The sequence below is a fragment of the Dictyobacter kobayashii genome (genome assembly GCF_003967555.1).
Classification (GTDB): Bacteria; Chloroflexota; Ktedonobacteria; order Ktedonobacterales; family Ktedonobacteraceae; genus Dictyobacter; species Dictyobacter kobayashii.
The window spans coordinates 1,630,334-1,653,262 of the sequence record NZ_BIFS01000001.1 but is presented as its reverse complement, the minus strand read 5'-3'; the positions used below and the strand labels follow the sequence as shown (position 1 = coordinate 1,653,262).

Annotated in this window: 16 protein-coding genes and 1 pseudogene; 7 read left to right on the top strand and 10 right to left on the bottom strand. The window is 52.4% G+C overall.

Annotation, left to right across the window (positions count from 1 at the left end):
* Positions 1-230: 230 nt before the first annotated feature.
* Entirely contained in the window at positions 231-1,916 is a 1,686-nt protein-coding gene (locus tag EL645_RS44025) for a phosphoenolpyruvate carboxylase (protein ID WP_281276382.1), read from the bottom strand.
* On the bottom strand, positions 1,853-3,145 hold the full coding sequence (locus EL645_RS44020) for a phosphoenolpyruvate carboxylase (RefSeq protein WP_126549399.1): 1,293 nt from the start codon (positions 3,143-3,145) through the stop codon (positions 1,853-1,855). The genes EL645_RS44025 and EL645_RS44020 overlap by 64 nt, the downstream gene beginning before the upstream one ends.
* 629 nt (positions 3,146-3,774) lie before the next feature.
* Here EL645_RS44020 and EL645_RS07255 point away from each other — a divergent pair.
* Together EL645_RS07255 and EL645_RS07250 are read left to right on the top strand one after the other, a co-directional pair.
* Positions 3,775-5,322 (top strand): APC family permease, encoded by a 1,548-nt coding sequence (locus tag EL645_RS07255; protein WP_126549398.1) that lies wholly within the window; start codon positions 3,775-3,777, stop codon positions 5,320-5,322.
* Between the two features lie 330 nt (positions 5,323-5,652).
* Positions 5,653-6,567, top strand: coding sequence for a serine/threonine protein kinase (locus EL645_RS07250; RefSeq protein ID WP_126549397.1), 915 nt, complete (start codon positions 5,653-5,655; stop codon positions 6,565-6,567).
* 369 nt (positions 6,568-6,936) lie between these two features.
* Here EL645_RS07250 and EL645_RS39150 read toward each other — a convergent pair whose 3' ends face one another.
* Positions 6,937-7,104 carry a hypothetical protein gene (locus EL645_RS39150; protein ID WP_161977195.1) on the bottom strand — a complete coding sequence of 56 codons (168 nt, stop codon included), beginning with the start codon at positions 7,102-7,104 and terminating at the stop codon, positions 6,937-6,939.
* Between the two features lie 34 nt (positions 7,105-7,138).
* Between EL645_RS39150 and gltB the strand changes: the two genes are divergently transcribed.
* The gene (gene gltB, locus EL645_RS07245; protein WP_126549396.1) at positions 7,139-11,683 is read left to right on the top strand and encodes a glutamate synthase large subunit; all 4,545 of its coding nucleotides are present in this window, start codon (positions 7,139-7,141) and stop codon (positions 11,681-11,683) included.
* 199 nt (positions 11,684-11,882) lie between these two features.
* Here the strand turns inward: gltB and EL645_RS45310 are convergent, their stop codons facing one another.
* Both EL645_RS45310 and EL645_RS45305 read right to left on the bottom strand, forming a co-directional pair.
* Positions 11,883-12,311: a DUF6062 family protein gene (locus tag EL645_RS45310; RefSeq protein ID WP_371865726.1), complete on the bottom strand. Its 429-nt coding sequence runs from the start codon at positions 12,309-12,311 to the stop codon at positions 11,883-11,885.
* Positions 12,312-12,376: 65 nt separating this feature from the next.
* A pseudogene (locus tag EL645_RS45305) lies at positions 12,377-12,571 on the bottom strand (DUF6062 family protein); the annotation flags it as partial.
* Positions 12,572-12,668: 97 nt separating this feature from the next.
* Between EL645_RS45305 and EL645_RS07235 the strand changes: the two are divergent.
* Both EL645_RS07235 and EL645_RS07230 read left to right on the top strand, forming a co-directional pair.
* Positions 12,669-13,571 carry a DnaJ domain-containing protein gene (locus EL645_RS07235; protein ID WP_126549394.1) on the top strand — a complete coding sequence of 301 codons (903 nt, stop codon included), beginning with the start codon at positions 12,669-12,671 and terminating at the stop codon, positions 13,569-13,571.
* A gap of 88 nt (positions 13,572-13,659) precedes the next feature.
* On the top strand, positions 13,660-14,598 hold the full coding sequence (locus EL645_RS07230; protein WP_161977194.1) for a dihydrodipicolinate synthase family protein: 939 nt from the start codon (positions 13,660-13,662) through the stop codon (positions 14,596-14,598).
* A gap of 23 nt (positions 14,599-14,621) precedes the next feature.
* Here EL645_RS07230 and EL645_RS07225 read toward each other — a convergent pair whose 3' ends face one another.
* Both EL645_RS07225 and EL645_RS07220 read right to left on the bottom strand, forming a co-directional pair.
* A complete protein-coding gene (locus tag EL645_RS07225; RefSeq protein ID WP_126549392.1) occupies positions 14,622-15,674 on the bottom strand; it encodes a hypothetical protein in 1,053 nt (350 codons plus the stop codon).
* Positions 15,675-16,020: 346 nt separating this feature from the next.
* A complete protein-coding gene (locus tag EL645_RS07220) occupies positions 16,021-17,109 on the bottom strand; it encodes a zinc ribbon domain-containing protein (RefSeq protein ID WP_126549391.1) in 1,089 nt (362 codons plus the stop codon).
* 272 nt (positions 17,110-17,381) lie between these two features.
* Between EL645_RS07220 and EL645_RS07215 the strand changes: the two genes are divergently transcribed.
* Both EL645_RS07215 and EL645_RS07210 read left to right on the top strand, forming a co-directional pair.
* Complete coding sequence (locus EL645_RS07215) at positions 17,382-19,532, top strand: GAF domain-containing protein (RefSeq protein ID WP_126549390.1); 2,151 nt, start codon at positions 17,382-17,384, stop codon at positions 19,530-19,532.
* Positions 19,533-19,673: 141 nt separating this feature from the next.
* On the top strand, positions 19,674-20,156 hold the full coding sequence (locus EL645_RS07210) for a response regulator transcription factor (protein WP_126549389.1): 483 nt from the start codon (positions 19,674-19,676) through the stop codon (positions 20,154-20,156).
* A gap of 17 nt (positions 20,157-20,173) precedes the next feature.
* On the opposite strand, the gene EL645_RS07205 is transcribed toward EL645_RS07210, so the two are convergent.
* From EL645_RS07205 to EL645_RS39145, 3 genes are all read right to left on the bottom strand, one after another.
* The gene (locus EL645_RS07205; protein ID WP_126549388.1) at positions 20,174-21,400 is read right to left on the bottom strand and encodes a serine/threonine-protein kinase; all 1,227 of its coding nucleotides are present in this window, start codon (positions 21,398-21,400) and stop codon (positions 20,174-20,176) included.
* A gap of 83 nt (positions 21,401-21,483) precedes the next feature.
* Positions 21,484-21,711, bottom strand: a complete 228-nt coding sequence (locus EL645_RS07200) for an FHA domain-containing protein (RefSeq protein WP_246035304.1) — start codon at positions 21,709-21,711, stop codon at positions 21,484-21,486.
* A 2-nt stretch (positions 21,712-21,713) separates the two neighbouring features.
* Positions 21,714-22,733, bottom strand: a complete 1,020-nt coding sequence (locus EL645_RS39145) for a hypothetical protein (RefSeq protein ID WP_161977192.1) — start codon at positions 22,731-22,733, stop codon at positions 21,714-21,716.
* Positions 22,734-22,929 lie beyond the last annotated feature (196 nt).

Sequence of the window (22,929 nt, the reverse complement as noted above, 5' to 3'; positions counted from 1 at the left end):
AATGGTCACAGATGCAAGCGATACGAATGTAAAAAATAGTTCTTTCACGAAAAAATATGGCAATGTTATTACTGTGGCACTGTGGGTAGCGGCACTGTCGTCTCATGCTATTCTTATTCCAAAATTAGTACGAGAATTTAAGCATTAATTTGATAGGTACGCTAAATAAAAACGAGAGTGCCGATCAGTTGATCAGCACCCTCGTTTTTTGTTGTTGACAGAGGGAGCGACTAGCCGGTATTGCGTACGCCGGCGGCAATGCCGTTGATCGTCAGGAGTACTCCATAGGTGAGGCGTGCGCGCTCCAATTCTTCTGCTGAGGCATTCTTTTGTGCCTCGGCATCTAATGTCAGCGGTCCACCCAGGGCACGTAGACGCTTTAGCAGGATGATCTGGAAATAGCTCAATGGATCGACATACGGATTGCGGCGCCGGATCGATTCCTGCAGGGTAGGCGAATTATCAAGCAGACTCTTGCCGCCAACAATGGCGAGCACAGCCTGGCGTGTACGCTCGTATTCGGCCTGGATCTCATGGGCGATGCGTTCACCCAGTGCTCGATCTTCCACCAGGAACGCGGCGTATTCATGGGCGATGCTCATATCAGCTTTAGAGAGCGTCATCTGCAGATTATCCAGGAAGGCCTGCAAAAATGGCCACTGTTTGTACATCTGCTGCAATAGTGCCAGCCGACCTGGATCTTCCTGCAGATATTCTTCAATGGCCCCACCTACTCCATACCAGCTTGGGAGTACATAGCGGCTCTGCATCCACGAGAAAACCCAGGGGATGGCGCGTAGCTCTTCAATCGCTCGCCCCACGGTACGTCGCGCGGGCCGGGAACCAATATTCAGCCAGCCAATCTCTTTGATCGGGGTCGCCTGCTCAAAGAAGATCAGGAAGGCTGGATCTTCATAAATCATTTTGCGATAGCGGGCATGGGCACTGGCCGAGAGCCGTTTCATGGCCTCAATCCAATCAGCTTTGGGCTTAGGATGAACCTGGGACTCAATGATGTGCTCGTTGGGGATACTGGACTGTACAGTGCCTGCGACCACCAGCTCCATGTTACGAATGGCAATGTCATGGATGCCATACTTAAACGAGAGCATCTCGCCCTGTTCGGTAATGCGCAGGTGACCATTGACAGAGCCGGGTGGTTGGGACAGGATCGCCTCATAGATGGGGCCACCCCCGCGCCCAATAGCGCCGCCACGGCCATGGAAGATCGTAATACCAACCCCATGGCGCTGGCTCAACTCGGCCAGCCGGCTCTGGGTCTGATAGAGCTCCCAGCTTGAGGTCAGGATACCGCCATCTTTACTGCTATCTGAGTAGCCAAGCATCACCTGCTGTTCGCGCTGACAATTTTCCAGGTAACTCTGATAGAGGGGATGGTTAAAGGCCGTCTCCAGAATATCTGTACAGTGGCGCAGATCATCGATAGTCTCGAATAGTGGCACGATGGGTAGATCATAGATCCCCATCTCTTTACAGAAGAATTGAACCTCCAGCAGATCGCTGAGTGAATGCGACATACTGGTGATATAGCAGGTCACGGCGCGTTTACCAAAAGTTTCGCGCACCTGGCGAATAGTCTGGAAGTTCGTCAGAATCTGACTGGTCTCCGGGCTCAATTCCAGTCCGGGCCTGGTCAGGATGCGTGGATCTTGCAGCAGGTTCTCAAGAATCTGGATTCGTTCTGCCTCTGGCAAGGTCTTGTAGTCATCCTTGCGTAGACCGGTTACCTGCAGCAACTCAGAGAGCGCGGCTGAATGGCGCTCACTATGCTGGCGTACATCCAGGGCGGCAAAATAGAAGCCGAAGATCTCAACCTGACGGATCAGCGTATTTAAGGGGCCGCGTGCAATGGCCATCTCGCCATCCGCGAGCAAGCTATCCTGCACCAGCCGCAGGTCAGCGAGTAGCTCTTCCGCGTCTTTATAGGCGATACCGCGAGCTGTCTCTTCTGGTTGATCAACGCTGTGGGATGACCAGGATAACTGATGGGGAAGGGGGGCGTGGCCCGGTTCTCACCCAGTCGTCTCCACATAAAAGAAAGCTTGGCACGGTAAGGTTCGAGCGCTGTCTGGGGTCCCAGCTCCTCAGCGTACTCGGGCATCGTCTCCATATCGTGATCCAGCGAGGCCTGTAGCTCTGGCGTAATACTTGAATGGTCGATGGATTGCGAACATTCGCGCGCCAGCTCAAACAGATTGCGTCGATAATGGATCAAGATATAGTTGCGCTGTTGATTCAAAGCTGTCAGCAAAGTGTCGGCATGGATAAACGGATTCCCATCCTGGTCGCCACCGATCCAGGAACCAACGCGCAAGAAAGGTGGAATCACCAGGTCGGGATACTCTTTGTGGAGCAGATCCTCGAATTCGGCATAGAGATCTGGCAGGGCATCATAGATAATTTCATCCAGATAATAGATGCCCATCTTGATCTCATCCAATGGCTGTGGGCGCACCTGGCGTACCGCATCCGTGCGCCAGAGTAGATCAATAACGGCATCCAGATCGCGCTGCCATTGTGCACGTTCACGCTGTGTCATCAGATCGGCGTTATCTGACTTGTTTAAGAGCTCGGTAATGCGGCGCGATTTGGTAATCAAGCTACGCCGCGTCGCTTCAGTGGGGTGGGCTGTAAACACCAGGTCAATCGATAACTGATTGAGTAGTTGTTGTAAGGTCGCGCTATCCAGCTGGTTGCGTTTAAAGAACTCGACCAGGGCCTCCAGCGAACCACGCTGCGGTGTTGATTGAGGATCGATCTCATGTGCGCGCCGCCGCCGAATGCGGTGATATTGTTCAGCCGTATTGACGAGGTGAAAATAGATGGTGAAGGCGCGGATCACATCGATGGCTGTATCCAGATCACTCTCACTTACAATCTGCACAATCTCTTGTTCCATATTACGAATTTCGTGCTGGATATGGATCTTCTCGGTGACATCTACCTGACTCAGGCGCTCACTGTAGTCGCGCAGGCGGATGCAAAGGCCGCGCAGTTTTTCTACTGTATCAAAGACTTTGTGCCCTTCGTGTCGCTGAATAGACTGCCCCAATGTATTAGCCAGGACACGAATATCCTGTCGGAGCGAGTTGCCTTTTTCTCGGCGAGACATTTGTTCTGACATATTTCGTCCTTACTGTAAGCAGCACATCTCATTGGTACAGGATCAACGTCGTTGCCAGTTAATCTCGGTGTAGAGACGGGTGTAATGGATCGGTGTATGGTCGTGCGCGACTCCACTTGCTGGCTTGATCTTGTGCACCTTGACTCCATTCTAGCACATTCATCCAGATTGGAAGATATGGTTACTTTGAACAAATTGATATGGATAAAAGTTGCTGACATAGCTGCTTTAATCGCTGTGATCAGAGCATTATTTTTGCTTTTTGCGACAAAAATTCCTGGTACTATATTTTTCATTGTGCATGTTGCACAAAAAATAAGTTGTGCACTTCTGCTACTTTGCCTGTTATCAATCAACCCGGCACTCCGTATACTTCTCTTATTAGTAGTTTTAACCATATCGCTCAAGCAAATGAAGACAACCTCTCTGTCTTCAAAACGCTTATCTGTACTCAGGGTGAGAGAATCGTGAGCGGGGCAACGGCTGCCCTCCTCTCTCTGACCGTAGCCATGCAGGCTCTGTCATGTGGTAATGATGCCATGCTGCCAACCAGTTGTGTGTACTACTTGTACTGACACATTGGTAGGCCTGATCTTGAGTGAGAGATAACACCGAACAAGGAGAACTACATGGCAGCTCAAGCCGCAACCGACACCGGAATGAAACCTACTTTAGGACTCACCGGTGTAACTATCAATGCGATGGCGCTTATCGCTCCTGGCGCCTTTCTCTGGACTACTTTCCAATCTCAAGCTGGTACTGGTGCGACCAGTATGTGGTCTGCCGTATTTGTGGCAACTGTTATTGCGTTGTTAACCGCGATGGCCTATGCCGCCCTGGCCAGGCGCTATCCTGAAGCAGGAACGGGTAGTTCTTATTACTTCGCTGAAGTAGCTGTATTGCATAAAGAAGAACATCGCTATTTTAGGTTTGCTCGTCTTAGTAAATTCCTGGTAGGCTGGGCCTCACACCTTTATTATTGGGTTTACCCGGGCGTCATGGTTGCCTTCATGGGTAGCGTAATTGCCTATATCATTGGATTTTTTGTGCCAGGCTTCGGTACACCCGTCCAGTTGATCACAATCTGTGTCCTGTTCTCGATTGTGGTCGGCGCCATCGCATATATTGGCGTAACTGGATCGACCGTTGCCAATATCGTTATCAACGTTATTCAGATCCTGGCGCTATTAGTCTTCTCGATTGTCGCCATCGTTTTCCGCCTGCAGCATCCAGCCCTGCACTATACCCATGCCAACGTTGGCAGTGTCCTTATCCCTCATGATGCCAATGGCTTTATCTATCAATCGACCATTGCTATCCTGCTCGTAGTTGGCTTTGAGTCTGCGACGGCACTGGCGGCCGAGGCAAAAAATCCACAGCGTGACGTACCACGAGGTGTCTTGCTATCCCTGATCATTCAAGCAGTAGTCTTCTACTTCTTCGAATACTTCGCCGCCAACTTTGTAATGGGCGACTTCTACAAATCTGGTAAGCTAGTTGGGTTTGATGCCGCAGCTGGCTCGATTGCTCCAATTGGTGATCTGGCTCAGATCTTTGGTGGGTCGGCCTACGGAACCGCCTTCGCGGCTATTCTGGCCGTGTCCGTTGTGATTGCCCTGGTAGGAACGGCGCTCTCCTGTCTTAACACTGGTGTGCGTGTCACTTATGCGATGGGTAAAGACACCGAGCTGCCAGCCGTCTTCGGCTTCTTGCATGGCCGCTTCCGTACCCCGCATGTGGGTGTTATCGTACTGACCGTGATTTCAGCCCTAATTGGCTCCTATGGCGTGCTCAGCAGTAATAACCTTGTACAGGTGGCCCTCATCTCAAACATCGGCACATTTATCCTCTACGGTCTGACCTGTATCGTTTGTTTGATCGCCTTCGCCGGTATTGCCAAACGTGGCATCTTTGGTACCTTGATCGCTCCTATCGGTGGCGCTGTGTTGAACATCGCTATGCTGATTGGTGTCATCTACTTTGCCATCGTGGGCAATTCAGATGCCCAGCGCAACGTGATCATCGCTGGTGTTGTCTCAATTGCCTGGCTGGTAGTTGGATTTGGTTTCCTCTATATTCGGAAGTTGACGAAAGGTATACCGATCCTACATCCCGAAGATTATAAGGAAGCCATCAATACCAGTACTGATCTACCGGTGGGCGCTGTGGGCGAATAAAAAATCCCTTTTCCGTTCTCTCTATCGCCCAACGTTTTCTCCTTCAACCAGGAGGCCCCTGCTGTTACTCGCGTACCTGACAGGGGCCTCTTGTTGTCTCCAGCATAATAACCTCTTGAAGCCAAAAAACGTGGAGAGAATGTCCTTGGTGTTCCTTTGCCTCTTGTGCTATACTTGAGGCAGCAAGGGGCAACTGGTCTGACTGTGACATGCCGTTCAAACAAATGAGCTGAAAAGCCAAGAAGATTGTGTAGAACTTATGCCATTAGCGTATACACCAGGGGCGCGAGTCGATCATTATGAGATAATCCGCATGCTGGGTCATGGGGGATGAGTCGCGTGTATCTGGCCTGCGATCTCAATAATCAGCAGACAGTTGTGTTGAAGTTCCCCAATGATGATTTGATTGGCAATGTAGGGGTCTTTGAGCGCTATAAGCGTGAAGCTGAAATTGGTAACCGTATCAATCATCCCCATGTGCAGCGTATGCTCAATACTGGCGAGAAGCGCAGCGAAGAATACCTGGTAATGGAGTATATTGAGGGGCGCACGCTGCGTGAAGTTTTAGAGGAACGCGATGGCAAGCCCTTGCCAGCGGCCGAAGCGATGCGTTTGACGCTCCAGATCTGTGATGCTCTGGTATATTGCCATGAGCATGGTGTGTTTCATCGGGATATCAAACCTGAAAATATTATGGTTCAGAATGATGGCTCGATTAAATTGATTGATTTTGGTGTAGCCTTGCTGGAAGGGGCGCGTCGCGTCACCTGGCGTGGCCTGACCGGAACCGTGGGTACGCCAGATTATATGTCCCCTGAACAGATTCGTGGTGAGCGTGGTACTGCCAGTGCCGATGTCTACGCGGTCGGCGTCATCCTGTATGAGATGCTCTGTGGACATCCTCCATTTGAGGGTGAAAATGTGTTTGCTGTCATGAATCAGCATGCGACGCAAGATCCTCCCTCTATCCTCAATTCCCAGCCTGACCTGTCTCCTGAACTGGCTACAGTCGTTATGAAGGCTATTCGACGCGATGCCGATAAGCGTTATAAATCGATGCAGGATATGTGGCATGCCCTGCAGAATTTAAATGAAGTGGTGCCGATCCCTTATGAACCTGAGTCACCAAAACAAAGTACCTGGCGGCAACAGGTGATTATGGCGGCCCTGGTCATTATCGCCCTGGCGCTGGTCGTAATAGCGATTGGCGTGGCCGCGCAATTAGTCCATAACACGCCTCATTAAGTTAAACATGCAACAAAACTAACTATGCTTCTATGTAGAAACTATACAGACCTGATTGGTAGTCTCGGCTACGTTCAAACCAGGGACTGGCGCTTAGGAATTGCCAAAAACAGGAAGCGTCAGTCCCGAAAATGGGGCGGTATTTCTTTTTTAAGCTCTTTCGACCGAGGAGACTGCTCAGCCTACTATTACCGCACGGCACAGCTAAAATATAATTTTATGTGTTGCTTTCCCCCGTATCTAAAAAAAAGGAGTCGAAAATATACTATCCTGCAAGGAACAGTATAGGCACTTTCTACATATACAAAGCTTGTTTGGATGCTTATCTGTATGCTATACTCTCTCCACAAGTGATAATTTACCTTTTCCCTAAGAGCTATGACGCTCTTCCATCTCAATGTCGCGACTGGCGTGCTCCATATGCCTGAATTCATGACCGATGTCCCTCTTGCGAATACCCGAAACAGTGAAAATGATTTCGGCGGCCAATGACAGTTCGTCGAACTCTTCGGCTCCGGCGCAGGTGCCTCTAAGCATTGAGCAAGATAGTCTTTAATTGGGAGAGCAATGCATGACGCACAAGCATGAAGCCATCGAATCTGCGTGTCAAATGTATCCGCTTTATGATAGCCGCTGGGAACACGACGCCTGCGGCACGGGTTTTTTAGCGCACGTTTCCGGTGAGGCTAACCATACTCTTGTCCAACAAGCCCTCGAAGCGTTAGCGCGCCTGACTCATCGCGGTGCACAGGACGCAGAAGCAGAAGTATATGATGGCGCTGGCATTCTAACACAAATTCCTAGAGCATTGCTTATTGAGGAACTTGAGAAGCAGCAGCTCACGGTCGCCAACCCTGCTGATCTGGGAGTCGGCATGGTTTTTCTACCTCCAAAGGGCAGTGTCCATGCGCAGCAGTGCCGCCAGATCATTGAACAGGTTCTCCAGGAGGCTGGTCTGATCATTCTAGGTTGGCGCAACCCTCCAGTAAATTATGATATCCTTGGTGCACGTGCCAGGGAGATTGCGCCTGAAATAGCGCAAGTGCTGATCTCGTGCCCGGCCCATGTTAATTCTGAGACATATGGGAAGACCCTTTACCACGCCCGGCGTTTGATCGAGAGCAAACTTACTGAGGCTGAGATTACAGATTGCTACATTGCCTCACTTTCACATACCATTCTCGTTCACAAAGGGCTATTGGCACCCGATGATCTGGCAAACTTCTATCAAGACCTGGCTGATCCTCGCTTTACCAGCGCTCTGGCCGTCTTCCATCAGCGCTATAGCACCAATACATTTCCGGCCTGGCCGCTGGCTCAACCAATGCGTTTACTGGCCCACAATGGTGAGATCAATACTATTCAGGGTAATCGCAATTGGATGAAGGCGCGCGAAGGATCGATGACCTCTCCTTATTGGAATGAGCAGATGCAAGATCTGCTGCCAGTTGTCCAGCCTGGGAGCAGCGATTCTGCTCAGTTGGATAATGCGCTGGAGTTTCTGGCCGCCTCTGGCCGCGATTTATTACAGAGCATGCAGATGCTGGTCCCACCTGCCTGGGAGCATGACGAAGAATTAGATGCTGCCCGGCGTGCCTGGTGTGAGTATCATGCTGGCCTGATTGAGCCATGGGATGGTCCTGCTGCTCTGGTCTTCACCGATGGCCGCACGGTTGGTGCTGCACTGGATCGGAATGGTTTGCGTCCTGCCCGCTATGTGTTGACGGCCCAGGGCTTGCTGATCGTTGCTTCTGAGGTTGGTGTGGTCTCAGTTGAGCCACAGGACATTATAGAAAAGGGTCGCCTGGGACCCGGCGAAATGATCGCTGTTGATTTAGAGCACCAGGTCTTCTTACGCGACCATGATATTAAAGAGGCTCTGGCCCAGCGTCAGCCTTATCAGCAGTGGCTGGAGAGCCATCGTGTGGCCCTGGCCCAGTTACCTCCGGTTAGCGTGGAAGAGTCGGTCGAAGTACCTGAAATTAGTGATGTGTTCGTACGTCAACAGATCTTCGGGTATACACATGAGGATGTCGAGATGGTCCTGCGCCCGATCCTGTCGGAAAATAAAGAGCCGACATGGAGTATGGGTGATGATGCACCTCTGGCGGTGCTCTCCCACCAGCAGCGCTCCTTCTCAGACTACTTCCGTCAGCGTTTTGCCCAGGTAACCAATCCTCCGATTGATCCGTTGCGCGAGCGCGTAGTGATGTCTCTGGATACCTATATTGGTCGACGCGGTAGTCTTCTGACAGAGACACCTGAGCATGCGCACCTGATCCATTTGTCTTCGCCAGTTTTGACCGAGGCACAATTGGAGACACTGCGTGGCCTGGAAGATAAGCAGTTCCGCTCCCGTACCCTGTTGACGACCTTTGATATCACGGATGGCCACGATGGCGTAGAAAAAGCCCTGGATCGTCTGGAAGAAGAGGCGATCGCCGCTATCCATGATGGTGTTACATTGATCATCTTAAGTGATAGTGATGCATCCCTGACCCGTCTGCCTATACCAATGGTAATTGCCATTGGTGCTGTGCATCGGGCTTTGATTGACAAAGGCTTGCGTTCCAGCGCCTCCTTGATCTGTGAGACTGGTAAGGTCTGTGATGTACACCAGATCGCATTGGTGCTGGGTTATGGCGCTGAAGCTATCGTACCGACTCTGGCTCTGGAGAGTGTGCGTGCCCTGGCTGGTGATCGCCGCCTGGAGCATGTGAGCCGCGAACTGGCGGTTGAGCGCTATATCCATGTTATCGAAGAGGGCCTGTGTAAGATTATGGCGCGTATGGGCATCTCAACCCTGCGCAATATCATCGGTGCAGGACAATTCGAGGTGCTGGGTCTGACCCGAGAATTCGTTGAGCGCTGCTTTGCTGGTTCGACCTTCCACACCGGTAAGATTACCTATCAACTGGTCGCTGAGCAGTTGATCAAGCAGGCTGAAGAACTGCAGCAGGCACAGGCAGCTCCTGATGCAAGCAGTCCAGCCAACCTTAAAAAGCGTAAACTGGCCGATCTGGGCCGCTATCGCTTCCGCCGTGATGCTGAATATCATGCCTTCAATCCTCTGATTGTGCGTGCCTTACAGAAGGCGGCCCAGTCTGGCGCGAAGGAAGATTATAAGCAGTTCACCTCCATGGTGTATCATCGCCCGGCGACCGTGTTGCGTGACCTGTTGAGCTTCGTACCCCGCAATCCAATTCCACTGGATCAGGTGGAGTCGATGGAATCTATTCGTGCCCGCTTTGTCATCTCCGCGATGTCTGTGGGTGCGCTCAGTCCTGAGACCCACCAGACGATTGCGGCGGCGATGAATAGCATTGGTGCCCGCAACAATACTGGTGAAGGTGGTGAGGACCCTGAGTGGTACCATAAGACCATTGAGGGCTATGCGGTTAGCAGTAAGATTAAGCAGGTAGCTTCGGCGCGTTTCGGCGTGACACCTGAGTACCTGGTGCGAGCTGAAGAGCTGGAGATTAAGATGGCTCAGGGCTCGAAGCCGGGCGAGGGTGGTCAGTTACCCCCATTCAAGGTAACGCCATTTATTGCCAAGCTGCGTCATACGGCTCCCGGTGTACAACTGATCTCGCCACCACCACATCACGACATTTATAGTATCGAAGATATTGCCCAGTTAATCTATGACCTGCACCAGGTCAACCCAACGGCGCGTGTGGGCGTCAAGCTGGTTTCAGCGGCTGGCGTTGGCACGATTGCAGCCGGCGTTGCCAAGGGCCATGCTAATTATGTGTTGATCAGTGGACACGACGGCGGCACCGGTGCCTCCCCGATTCAATCGATCAAGCATGTTGGTATGCCATGGGAGCGTGGACTGGCCGAGGCCCAGCAGGTCCTGGTGAAAAATGGCCTGCGCAAACGGGTAAAACTCCGTGTGGATGGTGGTTTTAAGACTGGCCGTGACGTAATCATTGGCGCCTTACTGGGTGCTGAAGAATTTGGCTTTGGTACCGCAGCCCTGGTCTCGCTGGGCTGTGATATGGCGCGCCAGTGTCACTTAAATACTTGTCCGGCTGGTATTGCTACGCAGCGCGAAGATCTGCGAGCCAAATTTACTGGTCGTCCACAATTCTTGATCAACTACCTGACCCAGGTAGCTGAAGAGGTCCGTGAGTTCCTGGCTGAACTGGGCTTCACACGGTTAGAGGATATTATCGGGCGGGCGGATCTGCTCGAAGGTAAGGTTGATTGTGACCTGGATGTGGCCCCATTGTTGACTTCATTACCGGTCATCTCTGATCCTGCCGCACAAACGACGGTACCTCAGTCCCATGTGGCCGAGCAGTTGTTGATCGATGCCGAGCCAGCGTTAAGTGGTGAGCGGAGTATTATTACCCAGTATGAGATCAATAACTATGATCGCTCGATTGGGGCTAGCCTGGCGGGTGAAGTGGCGCGACGGTATGGCAATGCAGGCCTGCCCGGCGTCAGTATTACTTGTAACTTTACTGGCTCCGCCGGCCAGAGCTTTGGCGCCTTCAATCTTAACGGCATGCGTTTGATCCTGAGCGGTGATGCCAACGACTATGTCGGCAAGAGTATGGGTGGGGGGCAGATTATTATTGTGCCGCCGACCGAGTCCACTTTTGCCTCACAGGAGAACATCATTCTCGGTAACACAGCCCTGTATGGTGCTACCGCTGGCTACCTCTTTGCGGCTGGCCGCGCGGGCGAGCGCTTCGCGGTACGCAATAGTGGCGCTGTCGCCGTTGTCGAGGGTGTAGGTGATCATGCCTGTGAATATATGACCGGCGGTATGGTAGTTGTCCTGGGTGAAACCGGGCAGAACTTTGGCGCTGGTATGTCGGCTGGTGTGGCTTATGTACTGGACCGTGAAGATCACTTTGTGCGCCGCTGCAATACCGAGATGGTTGGACTTGACCGTATCGATGATAGTGGTGAACTTGAGGCGTTGCGTAGTATGGTTGAGTTGCATGCTCGTAAGACACGCAGTAAATATGCTGAAGAGATCCTGGAGAACTGGGATCAGGTTAGCAGTAAGTTCTGGCGTATCTTACCCGCGGGTGCGACTACTACGGCCCGTGATTTTGTCGGTGCTGGTGATTATGATGGGTTGGTGAGTGCTTCTCACTAATATTCAATACATTCTGCTTGTGATCTTGGAAGGGGAAAGCGATGTTGCTTTTCCCTTTTTTGGTGGTGTGCGTGTGCTGACGCACCCGCACCAAGTTTATTATTCTGAGCTGGCGTAAAAAGATGGTGCCCGGCACCATCTTTTTACGCCAGCTCAGAATAATAAACTTGGGAGATGATGTCATCTCAGAATAATAAACTTAGGAGATGATGTCTTCTCCGGCGACGAGGCCGGCGGCGCGTTTCCATGCGTGCATCTCGCTGCCACGTTCTTCTTCTTTGAAACGGTAGTCGTGTTTGCGGATTAGTTCGGCCAGTTCTTCGTCCAGGCGTTTTAAACAGGTGAGTTCGGCCTGGCGCAGGCGTTGAGGCCAGTTGCCTGCTACTTCAGTTGTGCGCAGTTCGCTGGCTAGCTTGAAGTGGTCCAGGCAGAGTCCTGTGGATTGCGAGAGGGCTGCCAGAAATTCATCATCAAGGAGGGCCTGGCGCAGGCTGTGGATGTAGCGCTCTTCGGCCTGGCTTTTTTGTTTGCAGGCAGGACAGTTAGGTTTATTATTGGAGTCGTTCTTGTTTTCGAAGAGGCGGCGGAAGAGGCCGCCCGAGCCTGCTTGCGCGGTGTTCTGTTGCAGTTGATCAATGGTATCAGAGAGAATATCGCGGTAAGCCTGGGCAATGGGTAGTGTGGCCCCATGCGCGCCAGTTGCCAGGTATGCGTATGACAGAAGCCTTGCGTATTGCGTAGTTCTTGTCGAATATCCACATCAGTGAAAAGTTCATATTTCCAGGCATCCAGGTAGCGGCGGATGCTCTCATGGACCAGATTACAAATGAGACAGCCTTCCTGGCTACAGGTGCTTAGCAACGCTTGATACTCTCGTGTTTTTACCATGTGTACAACCTTTTGATATGTTATTCGTCTATGTACTAGAAGATACCTTGTTTTACAAAAAATTACTAGCTTGAGTACCCCATAGCACGATTGGTCAATGAATACTTTTACTGATTATTATGCGTTGCTCGGTGTGGCATCAGATGCATCTCCGAGTACGATCAAAGCTGCTTTCAAGAAAAAGGCGCTCCAATATCATCCTGATGTATATGATGGTGTGGACGCCAATGAGCGCATGGGTCAGATTCTGGAAGCATACCAGACGTTGAATGATCCTGTGACGCGTAAGCAGTATGATGCCCGGCGTTCAGAGCATCTGCTGGATGGCCAGGGAGGTCGCAGCCATGTGTCCTCTTCGCGATTCTCTGATGTTCCCCGACCAGAGACGACTGTACGCACCGCTGGCAGAAAAGCGGCTAATGTTGATGTGACTCCAGATGCCAGACGTGATCGTCAGCGGCACTATGCCTTTCCAACTTTGACGGTTGACAAAGCGGCCAAAATAAATCTGGTCGATATTGATTATACACTCGCGCCCGCCGACGCTCGCAGCCTGGCATTGGAGGGCCTGTTGCGCGGCATCGCCCCTAAAGCGCAAGAGGGAAAGTATTTTTGCCATCGTTGCCATCATCGCTGGCAAAGTCAGTCACAGCCCCGCTATTGTCCTAATTGTCAGGCACTGGATTGGTCGGAATTCCTGCTACTGCGCTGTGTGCACTGTCGCGCAGTCTTTGAGAGCGAACAGATCCGCTATGAAATTGGCTCTTATTCTTATGGTCCAGGCAAACATCCCGAACTCGGTGGCCTCTGTCCACCATATGAACTCTTTCCTCTTTGTCCCTACTGTGGCACGGCCCGCTGGTCGCCGGCAGAAGATCAGCGTGTCTCTGAATTGAGACACAAGGCCTCTCAGAAGGCGCTGCTTATGCGTGCGCTCTGGATAAGTGTCTTCCTGGGCATCATCATTCTGATCGCTCTGGTGGCCCTGGGTGGTCATTAGCGGGCAGAGACAGCCATGCTATAATGCGCTCAGAGCCCAAACTATTTCTTTTTACCATTGCCTTTAAGAAATGACCAGGAGGATGTCTATGCCAGGCCAAGCGACGATTTTACCCGGTGGTATTTATCCCCCGGTTCCTACTTTTTTTGATCCTGACCAGCAATTGGACCTGTTGACTTTGCAGCGTCACTTGCGCCGTTTGGAGACCAGTGGTGTGGCGGGCTATGTGTTGATGGGATCGAATGGTGAGGCGGTTCACCTGGATAATGAGGAGCGTGCGCGCTTGCTGGCGGCAAGCTATGAGACTGCGGTCAGAAGCGCTGACAATCCCTTGCCTCTCATTGCTGGCTGTGGGGCACAGTCTACCCGCCAGACCATCGCTTATTGCGAGCAGGCTGCCCATTATGGAGCTAGCTTTGCCTTGATCCTGCCACCCTCTTATTATCCACGCCGCATGGATGATGTCGCCCTGCGTGCCCACTATTGGGCCGTGGCTGATGCCAGCCCGCTGCCAATCCTGATCTATAATATGCCCTCCAGTGCCGCTGGTATCAATCTGAGCGTTGATCTTATCTGCGCACTGGCGGAGCATCCCAATATCGTTGGCGTCAAAGACAGTTCCAGCGATATCGTCAAGCTGATGCAACTGGTCGCGCGTGCCGAGCCCACTTTCCGTATCTTCGCGGGCAGTGCCGATATCCTCCTGCCAGCCCTGGTTGGAGGCGCCATCGGCGCCGTGGCCGCCCTGGCCAATGTCTTCCCGCGTACCGTCTGCAGGCTGCAGGCCCTCTTTGAGCAAGAGAAGATCGAGGAGGCCCGCATCCTACAAGCACAGTTGATTCCCGCCAATAGTGCGGTGACCTCTAAATATGGTGTGGCGGGACTCAAAGCTGCGTTAGAGCATTGTGTTGGCTATGGTGGTGTCCCACGCTTACCACTTCAGCCCCTGACGCAACATGAGCAGCAAGCGCTTCTTTCTACGCTGACTCCCCTTAAAGCCAGAGAAGTTTCTGAAGACGAAGGTTAGATTCTTCGCAGGTGATCTCTGTTCTAGGGCGTCACGGTAAAGGTAACCACCTGGGCCAATTGGGCATCGCCACAACTGGCCTGGGTACACCAGTAGAGTTCGGCGGTTCCCTGTGTGGGCTTATCATATATTGTGCTGAAGTAGCCACTGGTATTGCCAGGATCGTGTGAAAAGGTATCTGTATCCTTCAATTGTTTGCCACTATACCATTTGACCTCAATATAGCCCTTCTGTGTCCTGGTTTGTATATTGAAGCTGATGTATATTTTTTGCCTGGCACCGAAGGACTTGCCAGGATAAACAGGATTATAGTTAACATCGATATGGCTTGCGGTTTGAGGGTTCAAGATGGTCGCCGCGGCTCTCTGCACGCTGGTGGCGCCTGATGGGCCCTGGACCGGCACAAAAGAAGATGCCTGTTGTGATGGCTGATTGTTGGCATATTTTTGATAGGCTACCACACCAACGGTAGCAACTACGACCACGCAGAGGAGAAAAATTGTTAGCCATACGCTGAGCAAGGCACGGCCTTTGCGTCGTCCCTGTGGTTGCGCTATCGGCTCAGGCTGCTGCGCTGGCGTGGCCGTTTGTAACCCTGCGAAGGAGTTCTGTGGCTGTGGTGTCATCGGTAGCGGCGTAAAAGGTGCGCCAGGCATAGCATAGGGTGGGTTCAGCACATTTGGAGTAGATGCTGGCGGTTGCATAGGAAACGCAGGCGCGCCTCCCCCATTAGCGCCCCACGACTGTGGAGGCTGAGGTTGCGCCGGAAAGCCACTATTTTGAATGCCCGACCAAGATGGCTGTGGTGGTTGAGGTTGTTGAATGCCCGACCAAGATGGCTGCGGCGGTTGCTGGACGGGAAAACCGCTGTTTTGAATACCCGACCATGATTGTGGCTGTTGTGGTTGTCCAGGCACATTGCTATTTTGTACTCCCGGCCATGATTGTGGCGGCTGCGGTGGTGGTTGTTGTTGTGGAGGAACAGTGTTGCCCTGAAAGCCAGAGAGAGATTGTGGCTGTTGTGGAGGAACAGTGTTGCCCTGAAAGCCAGAGAGAGATTGCTGCGTAGAGGGCATATAGTTTCGCAGGCCTGATTGTGAAGGTTGCTGAGAAGGAAGCCTACCGCCGGGGGGGATGGAGGTTGTTGAGAGAGCGAGATGCCCGGCTTTTTAAACAGTGCCGAAGGGGGCCTGCTCTGGGATGCCTGTGGTGGAATAGGAGCTTGATTACCCTGAGGCATATCGGGTCCTGGCATGACGGTAGGAGGGTGCTGTGGCGCGTTATTAAAGCCTTGCCCACTCTGTCTATTGTTCGTTCCTGATGGAGCCCCACAGGATTGACAATATGGAAGTGAAGGCTGCAATGGAGCCCCACAGGACTGACAGTGCGTCATGAATGGTTCCTTCCTGTTTTATGTATTACTCAGGCTGTTACAGTGAATGGGAGGTGCGTGACCAATACTTCGTCGGCACAGGCGGTTGAACTGGCCCAATAGATATCGACGAAGCCGGGCCCGATAGCCCCTGGTTTGTAATAGAAATAAGCGCTGGTCTGTGCCACATAAGTGGCTGCCCCGGGCGATGCTGAACTGGCATAGGGATAGGTGTGATTGTTCACGGACCAGTTGAGACAGATCGCGCCATTATAAGCGACCTGGTGAATGGTCATTGTCACATACACAGGCTGGCCCAGGCGGAATTTCTGAGTGGACTGCAACGGTTGTCCTGTGACCGTATTAATGCCGCTGGTCAGGTTTGTATTATCCACATACTGACTGGCCGAGACCGGTGCTGTGGCTGTGGCGGGTAATGCGGTTGGTGTTATTGTAGGATGAGACCGGGTTGGCTGCTGTGTTGCGATAGGCGTGTTTGCTGGCTGGATAGCCGGTAGCTGTACCTTATTGGGAGCCATCGGGTCTAATTGTAGACTTTGCGCCATGATGAAAACAAAGACCATAATGAGGGCACCGGCCATCAAGCACATGCCAGCGACCGTAAAGCCCAACCGTGTTTTTGGCTGCCGGCGTGGAGTTAGCTGTGGTTGGGGTTGTATAAATGATGGTGTCGCCATACGAGGTGCATGTGGTGTCATCGCTGGAGGTGGCGCGGCAGGCATCGGCGTTGATGGCATATACATATTATTCTGAGCACCAGTAGTCATCGGCATTGGCGCGTTAGCATGAGGCGGATATGCATAAGGTCCGGATGCAGGTGAAAATTGACCAGCCTGGGATGCAGGTGAAAATTGACCAGCCTGAGCCGGAAAGGTTCCCTGGCTGGGCTGTGTTTCCAATGGAGGATGCGCGGGCGCAACCGCTCCCCAGGATGATTGAACGCCATTGCTGGCGTTAATATTCCCTGCTGGAAGTGGATTGGACGGAGTCGACGATGGATCTCGGGTGAGCCTGATCTTTCCAGATGGGCGTACACCCCCGTTCCCAACCATTGCTCCACAGCGTGGACAATTGGTGCGTGATGGAGATAGCGGCATGCCGCATTGTGAGCATCTCATATTCTAGTAAACCTCTTTATCAAACAACTACCCTGCCTGATGACTTCATCTATATGACGAAGGAAGAGGCCAGGCAGTAAATAAAATATTGTCAGTAGGAAATTTGTCATAGGATGAGCCTGATTGTGATACAATCATCAGTTTGTGACCATATACTCGTATCTTGACACTGTCCCATAGCACAACTAAAATACTGATACATGGACGAAGTGTGATGGATGGTAGAGGAAGGGTTATTTTAGTGTGGAAAGAAGCAGATTAGGAAAAGAAACGTGATATTAGGCGACGGCGTAGAGCAAGTATTACATACCCATATAACTCGTTTGCAAGCATGCCTGCAGCGTGTTTCAGGCGATAGTCATGGGCCTGAGGAAGGAAGTGATGCATGGCTTCTCCTCAATGCTCTGGTAGGGAATGAAGGGGTCACCAATGAAAGTCTGGCTGCCCAGTTTGAGCAGTCGGGCCACTGGTTGGCGGAACAGGGCGGAAAGCTAGATGGACGTTTAAATGGTTTGCAGCAGTATATCGACGCGCTCTTAAATGAACTAAGGGAAGTGTTACAAGAGCAGCCAATTATGCTGGCTGAGGCAACCACCCGGTTGTCCCAATTGCAGTCCATTAGCGTGATGTCCCTGGCACGTGGATATCAGAGCGTAACCGATCAATACAAAGTTGAAAGCATCCACACTACACAGCAGCTAGAGCAGCGTCTGACCGCCTTACAGCGGATCAATGGTGTTAGCAACTCTGTTATGGATCTGGACCAGACGTTAGAGATTACTGCTCAAGAAGTAGCGGCCGAATTGCACGTCGAACTTTGTTCCATCTTTTTCTACGATGAATTACAGCGTGTACTGACCCTGCGTGCCACCAATGGTCCGCGTCCGTTGGGAGGGATGCATTTTACCCAACGTTTAGGGGAGGGGTATAGTGGTTGGGTTGCTGATAAGGGTCGTCCATTATTCATGCCCGATGCTTTGTCCGATAACAATTTCGCTTCGGAAGCGCGATCCTACCATACTGATTTGCGTGGCTTGATGGCCCTCCCCATCATCTTCTTTGGCAGTGCCGAGCGTTTGATCGGGGTCATCAGTGTACAATCGATTGAGCCACGTGAGTTTACCCGTGACGAGATCAGCTTTGTTGAGGTCGTGGCGGGTATTGTCGCAATCAATATCGAGAACGGGCGCCTCTACGAACAGACAGATGAGCAGCTACGGCGCAAAGTTCATGAACTGGCGACAATCCACCGCGTCTCGTCGATTATCGCTTCCACATTAAATCTCGACGAAGTACTGCAGATTATCACCACCCAGGCCGTCCATCTTTCCGGTGCCGAGCGCTCATGTATCTTTGAGCTCGACGACGATCGTCAGAAACTTCATGTCCTGGCCCACTATGGACTTAACACCAACCTTGCTTCCAGTATACAGATCGGGGTCGGCCAATGTTGCGCGGGCCGTTCAGTCCAGACTGGTCGGCCAAGCATGGCGGTAGATTGTTTTCAAGCTGACGAGACCTGTTTTCTGCATAATGATCCCTTTGTTTCTTCAGAGATTCATTCGGTGCTCTGCGTGCCCTTAAAAGTCAAGCAGAAAGTATTGGGTTGTATCTGCATTTATAGCAACCATCGGCACCTGTTGAGTCCTGAGCAGATGCAGCTGGTGATTACCTTTGCCAATGAGGCGGCCATCGCGATCGAGAATGCCCGGCTGTACGAAGAGGCGCGGCGCGGACTGGAATTAAAATCGGTACTGCTACGCGAACTGCACCACCGTGTGAAGAACAACCTGGCCACCGTAGGTGGTATCCTTTCCCTACAGCGGCGGCGTACCAAGTCGCCTGAGATTCGCGCAACCCTGGCTGAAAGCGTCAACCGCGTACAGGGTCTGGCTTCGACCCACGACTTGCTGGCCCATGAAGATGTCAGTGAGGCCCGTGTCGATGAAATTGCCCGTAAGATTGTTGGCGTGGCGCACTCAAACCTGTGTCCACCGGAGAAGCGCATTACCTTCCAGGTCGAGCCGAGCCCGATCGTAATTCCTTCACGGGCAGTAACAGTATTGGCCCTGGTCGTCAACGAGATGATCTCCAACTCAATCAAGCACGGTATGGCTAACAAGACAGAAGGCTCCATCGTCATTCGTGGTCTGGAAGAGGATGGCATGGTAACTGTGCAAGTGCTGGACGACGGAGTGGGACCAGCATTTGAGCTCTCATTCGATGAAACGGCTGAGGGCAGCTCCGAGGGACTGGGTCTCTCCCTGATTAAGCATCTCATCGGCGATCTCGAAGGAAAATTCTCCCTGCGCCGTGGCATGGTAACACTCTCAAGCCGCAACTCGCAAGAGGATAATGAGCCCGTTGAGCGTACCATCTCAGAAGTACGTTTTCCCCTGGTAAGACGCAGCCGTACCTCCTAGCTTTAGGGCGCGCCCACGCGGGGCGCACGCACGTCCAGCGGGGAGAGACGGAAACAACATGCCCACGAGGGGTGTATACAGCGATGTTTATCGATGATAGCCTGTGTAAGCAGGCTGGTGGGATAGTAGAGGTGAAATAATATGCATGATGCACCACAGAAAAGAAGGATCCTTGTTGTTGAAGATGAACTGGCTATCCAACAGGTTCTCTGCTTCTTTTTACGGCACCATGATTTTGAAGTAGAGGCAGCTTCAAATGGTCAGGAAGCAATGAGAATTATTCCCGAATTTCAGCCACACCTGATTATTCTTGACCTGGTTATGCAGCCTGGTTCGGGCTGGGATGTGCTGCAGTGGTTGCGCGCCAATCACTTAATTCCTGGTATCCCTGTCCTGGTGGTGAGCGCGCTGGTCCATCTCACTGAGCAACTGCAAGGCATTGAGGAAGGCGCGATAGAATATCTCACCAAACCAACCCAACCCAGTGTGATCGTCGAGAGGGTGCGAGCCTTGCTATCCCTGGATGCGGAACAAAGGAATATGTTGCACCACAAACGCATCGACGAACAGCGTAAAACCCTGGATCGTCTGACCTCTACGCAGCCCGATGAGTTTGTGTATTAAATCCTGTTTGATAGCGCTTAAATGGCCAGTGGTTGCCCACACCTGGTGCAGAAGCGATTGCCAACAGGGTTCCGTTCGCCACAGACGGTGCATTGATTGAGCAGGTATCCACAGCGCGTACAATAGCGCATCTGAGGCTTATTTAGATGCTGACAATTAAAGCATGTGAAAAGCACGTTTTGCTGGCGATTATCGACCATCGTTGGTGTACGAGGGGCGGGTGGTTGTGCTATTGGTGGTTGTGGAGGCTGAGATGGCAGTAGATGTTGAGGCATAAAAGCTCCCCCACCCATCTGCGGTTGCCCGAAGAAGCCACCGATTGCTGATTGAGACGGATTATTGATCAGTAAGAGCGCCTGATTCAAAGCCTCGCCCATTTCCCTGGCTGTTTGATAGCGTTGCGCTGGATTTTTGGATAGCGCAGTTAAAATAATATGCTCGATAGCTGGTGGAATGAGTGGATTCAGGGCCCGTGGACGCGGCGGTTGCTCGTAAATATGACTATGGGCCAGGGCTGGATAATTATCTTCTACAAAGGGCGTGCGCCCCGTTTCAGCCTCGAAGAGCATAACTCCCAGAGCATAAATATCGGCCCGGCCATCTACAGGACCTCCCTGGCATTGTTCGGGTGACATATATTCTGGGGTCCCCACACCTGCGCCCGGACGAGTGAGATTCGTCTGCGTGCTGGCCAGCACCTTGGCGATGCCGAAATCCGAAAGGATTGGGCGGCCCGAGCGATCCATCAAGACATTGACAGGTTTAATATCGCGGTGAATCACCCCTTGTCCGTGGGCATAGGTCAAAGCATCGGCTAATTGCACAAAGATAGAGATCAATTCTGCGGTATCGATTGCGCGCTTCTCCAGTAGAAACCTATCGAAGCGTTGTTTAAGGGTCCCCCCATCGACAAGTTGCATTACAATATACAGATGACCATGTTGTTCGTTCGCATCATGAACGGTCACAATATTTGGGTGTGTGAGCGATGCGACCAACCTGGCTTCCAGATTGAAGCGCTCAACGAAATTGCGGTCAGCAGCGTACCAGGGTGGTAGGACTTTGACCGCCACATCGCGGCCCAGGTTTTCCTGGTGGGCTTTATATACCCGAGCCATTCCTCCCTGTCCTAATGTCTCCAGGATACGATAATTGCCGAGCATTGTTCCAATCAGATCGTCTTGCTGCATCATGTCATAGGGCCACGCCGAAGGTAGCTGCTTGGCTCCATCCGGGCAGTACAACTGCGTGGCCCCTTTCCCTCTCTAAATGGCGTTATTGTATGAGCATAGTATGGACATTCGAATATGTGCAGAAGTGCGCCCGCTTACTTCTTAGCAAACACCAGTACGGTCTGGCCAAGCTGGATGCGATCGCCTTCTTGCAATGGATAAGTCTGGAATTTATTCACCAGCTGTCCATTCACCTTTGTGCCGTTAGCACTGCCCTCATCCTTTAATGCATAGCTACCATTGCCCATATTGACAAGTGAAGCATGCAGGCGTGAAACGGCCAGATCTTCCAGGAAGATATCGCTTTCGCGGCTACGGCCCATGCTCAATGACTCTTTACGAATTTCATAGACACGACCAGGCTCTTTGCCTTCTTCCACGCGTACAAAGCCGACGCCTCCACCCATTTGTGGATTAACACCCATCTGTGGTCCCTGTGAGCGCAACATGGTTTTATCATTATCGACGCCCCCGCCATACATAGCATTGGCATCCTGACCGAAGCCGCCTTGATTGGCTTGCCAGGGAGGAACCGAAGCCGGGTTAGCAAATGGTGCGGAAGATGGCTGGTTGGGAGTGACAGAACCCCAGGGATCGGCTGGCTGAGCTGGCTGCTGCGGCTGATTCCAGCCGGCGTTTGAGCCAGCGCCATAAGCGGTTGGTGCCTGCTGCTGTGGTGCGGCATTGGCGGGAGCCCCCCACTGTTGGCCAGAACCAGGTTGTGACTGATTCCAGGCATCCTGGGCGGGAGGGGCAGCGGCCGGAGCGGCGTCCCATGGTGTCTGATTTCCCTGATTTCCCCATGATGGTTGGGAAGGGTTTGAAGCACCCCAGGGTTGATTGGCCGCTGGTTGAGCAGTATTAGGAGCGCCCCATGGATTTTGTTCTGGCTGAGCAGGACTATTTCCCCATGGATTAGCGCCTGGCTGCTGTTGCGGCTGTTGATTGCCCCCCAGGAGGCCTGGGAGGGATTAGGCGCACCCCATGGATTGGCGCCCGGCTGCTGTTGCTGCTGCGCGGGAGCAGCTGGTGCGCCCCAGCTATTTTGCTGGCCCGCGGCACCAGGAGCATTCCAGGCCCCCTGTCCAGGCTGTTGCTGATTCCAATTCGATGCGGACCCTTGTTGATTCCAGGCCCCTGCCGCTCCAGGCTGTGCCTGGCGCTGCCAATCACTGCTCCCATTGGCTGCGGTCGGTGGTTTCACCGCTTTTTTCTTTCCGCTGCGCCATAAGAACAGGCCGCCAATAAGCAGAATGATGGCAAGAGCGAGGATCGCTCCAACAAGAACTGGCGTTGAGATAAGGCTGCCCAACGCAGCGAAAGTTGTCAAATATGGCTCTCTCATAACAGTTCACCCCTCTAAGCGTAGGGGCGGCGAGAAATTTCGTCACATGTAGTCCGGCTGAGATATTCAGCCTGGCCTGGCTACACGTGAGGCGCGCCACCCGATCTGGATCGGGCACCCTGTGGGTACCCCTACAACTGCGACTCAGTGCTATTCACACCACGCGAGCGCAATGTTGCGTATTAGCGTATGAGTA

Coding starts and splice junctions, on each gene's coding strand:
- EL645_RS07235 (WP_126549394.1), top strand. CDS start 12,669: ATGAATACTTTTACTGATTATTATGCGTTGCTCGGTGTGGCATCAGAT.
- gltB (WP_126549396.1), top strand. CDS start 7,139: ATGACGCACAAGCATGAAGCCATCGAATCTGCGTGTCAAATGTATCCG.
- EL645_RS39145 (WP_161977192.1), bottom strand. CDS start 22,733: ATGAGAGAGCCATATTTGACAACTTTCGCTGCGTTGGGCAGCCTTATC.
- EL645_RS44020 (WP_126549399.1), bottom strand. CDS start 3,145: ATGTCAGAACAAATGTCTCGCCGAGAAAAAGGCAACTCGCTCCGACAG.
- EL645_RS07250 (WP_126549397.1), top strand. CDS start 5,653: ATGAGTCGCGTGTATCTGGCCTGCGATCTCAATAATCAGCAGACAGTT.
- EL645_RS07220 (WP_126549391.1), bottom strand. CDS start 17,109: ATGAGATGCTCACAATGCGGCATGCCGCTATCTCCATCACGCACCAAT.
- EL645_RS07230 (WP_161977194.1), top strand. CDS start 13,660: ATGCCAGGCCAAGCGACGATTTTACCCGGTGGTATTTATCCCCCGGTT.
- EL645_RS07200 (WP_246035304.1), bottom strand. CDS start 21,711: ATGGGCCGTAGCCGCGAAAGCGATATCTTCCTGGAAGATCTGGCCGTT.
- EL645_RS07225 (WP_126549392.1), bottom strand. CDS start 15,674: ATGCCCTCTACGCAGCAATCTCTCTCTGGCTTTCAGGGCAACACTGTT.
- EL645_RS39150 (WP_161977195.1), bottom strand. CDS start 7,104: ATGCTTAGAGGCACCTGCGCCGGAGCCGAAGAGTTCGACGAACTGTCA.
- EL645_RS07210 (WP_126549389.1), top strand. CDS start 19,674: ATGCATGATGCACCACAGAAAAGAAGGATCCTTGTTGTTGAAGATGAA.
- EL645_RS07255 (WP_126549398.1), top strand. CDS start 3,775: ATGGCAGCTCAAGCCGCAACCGACACCGGAATGAAACCTACTTTAGGA.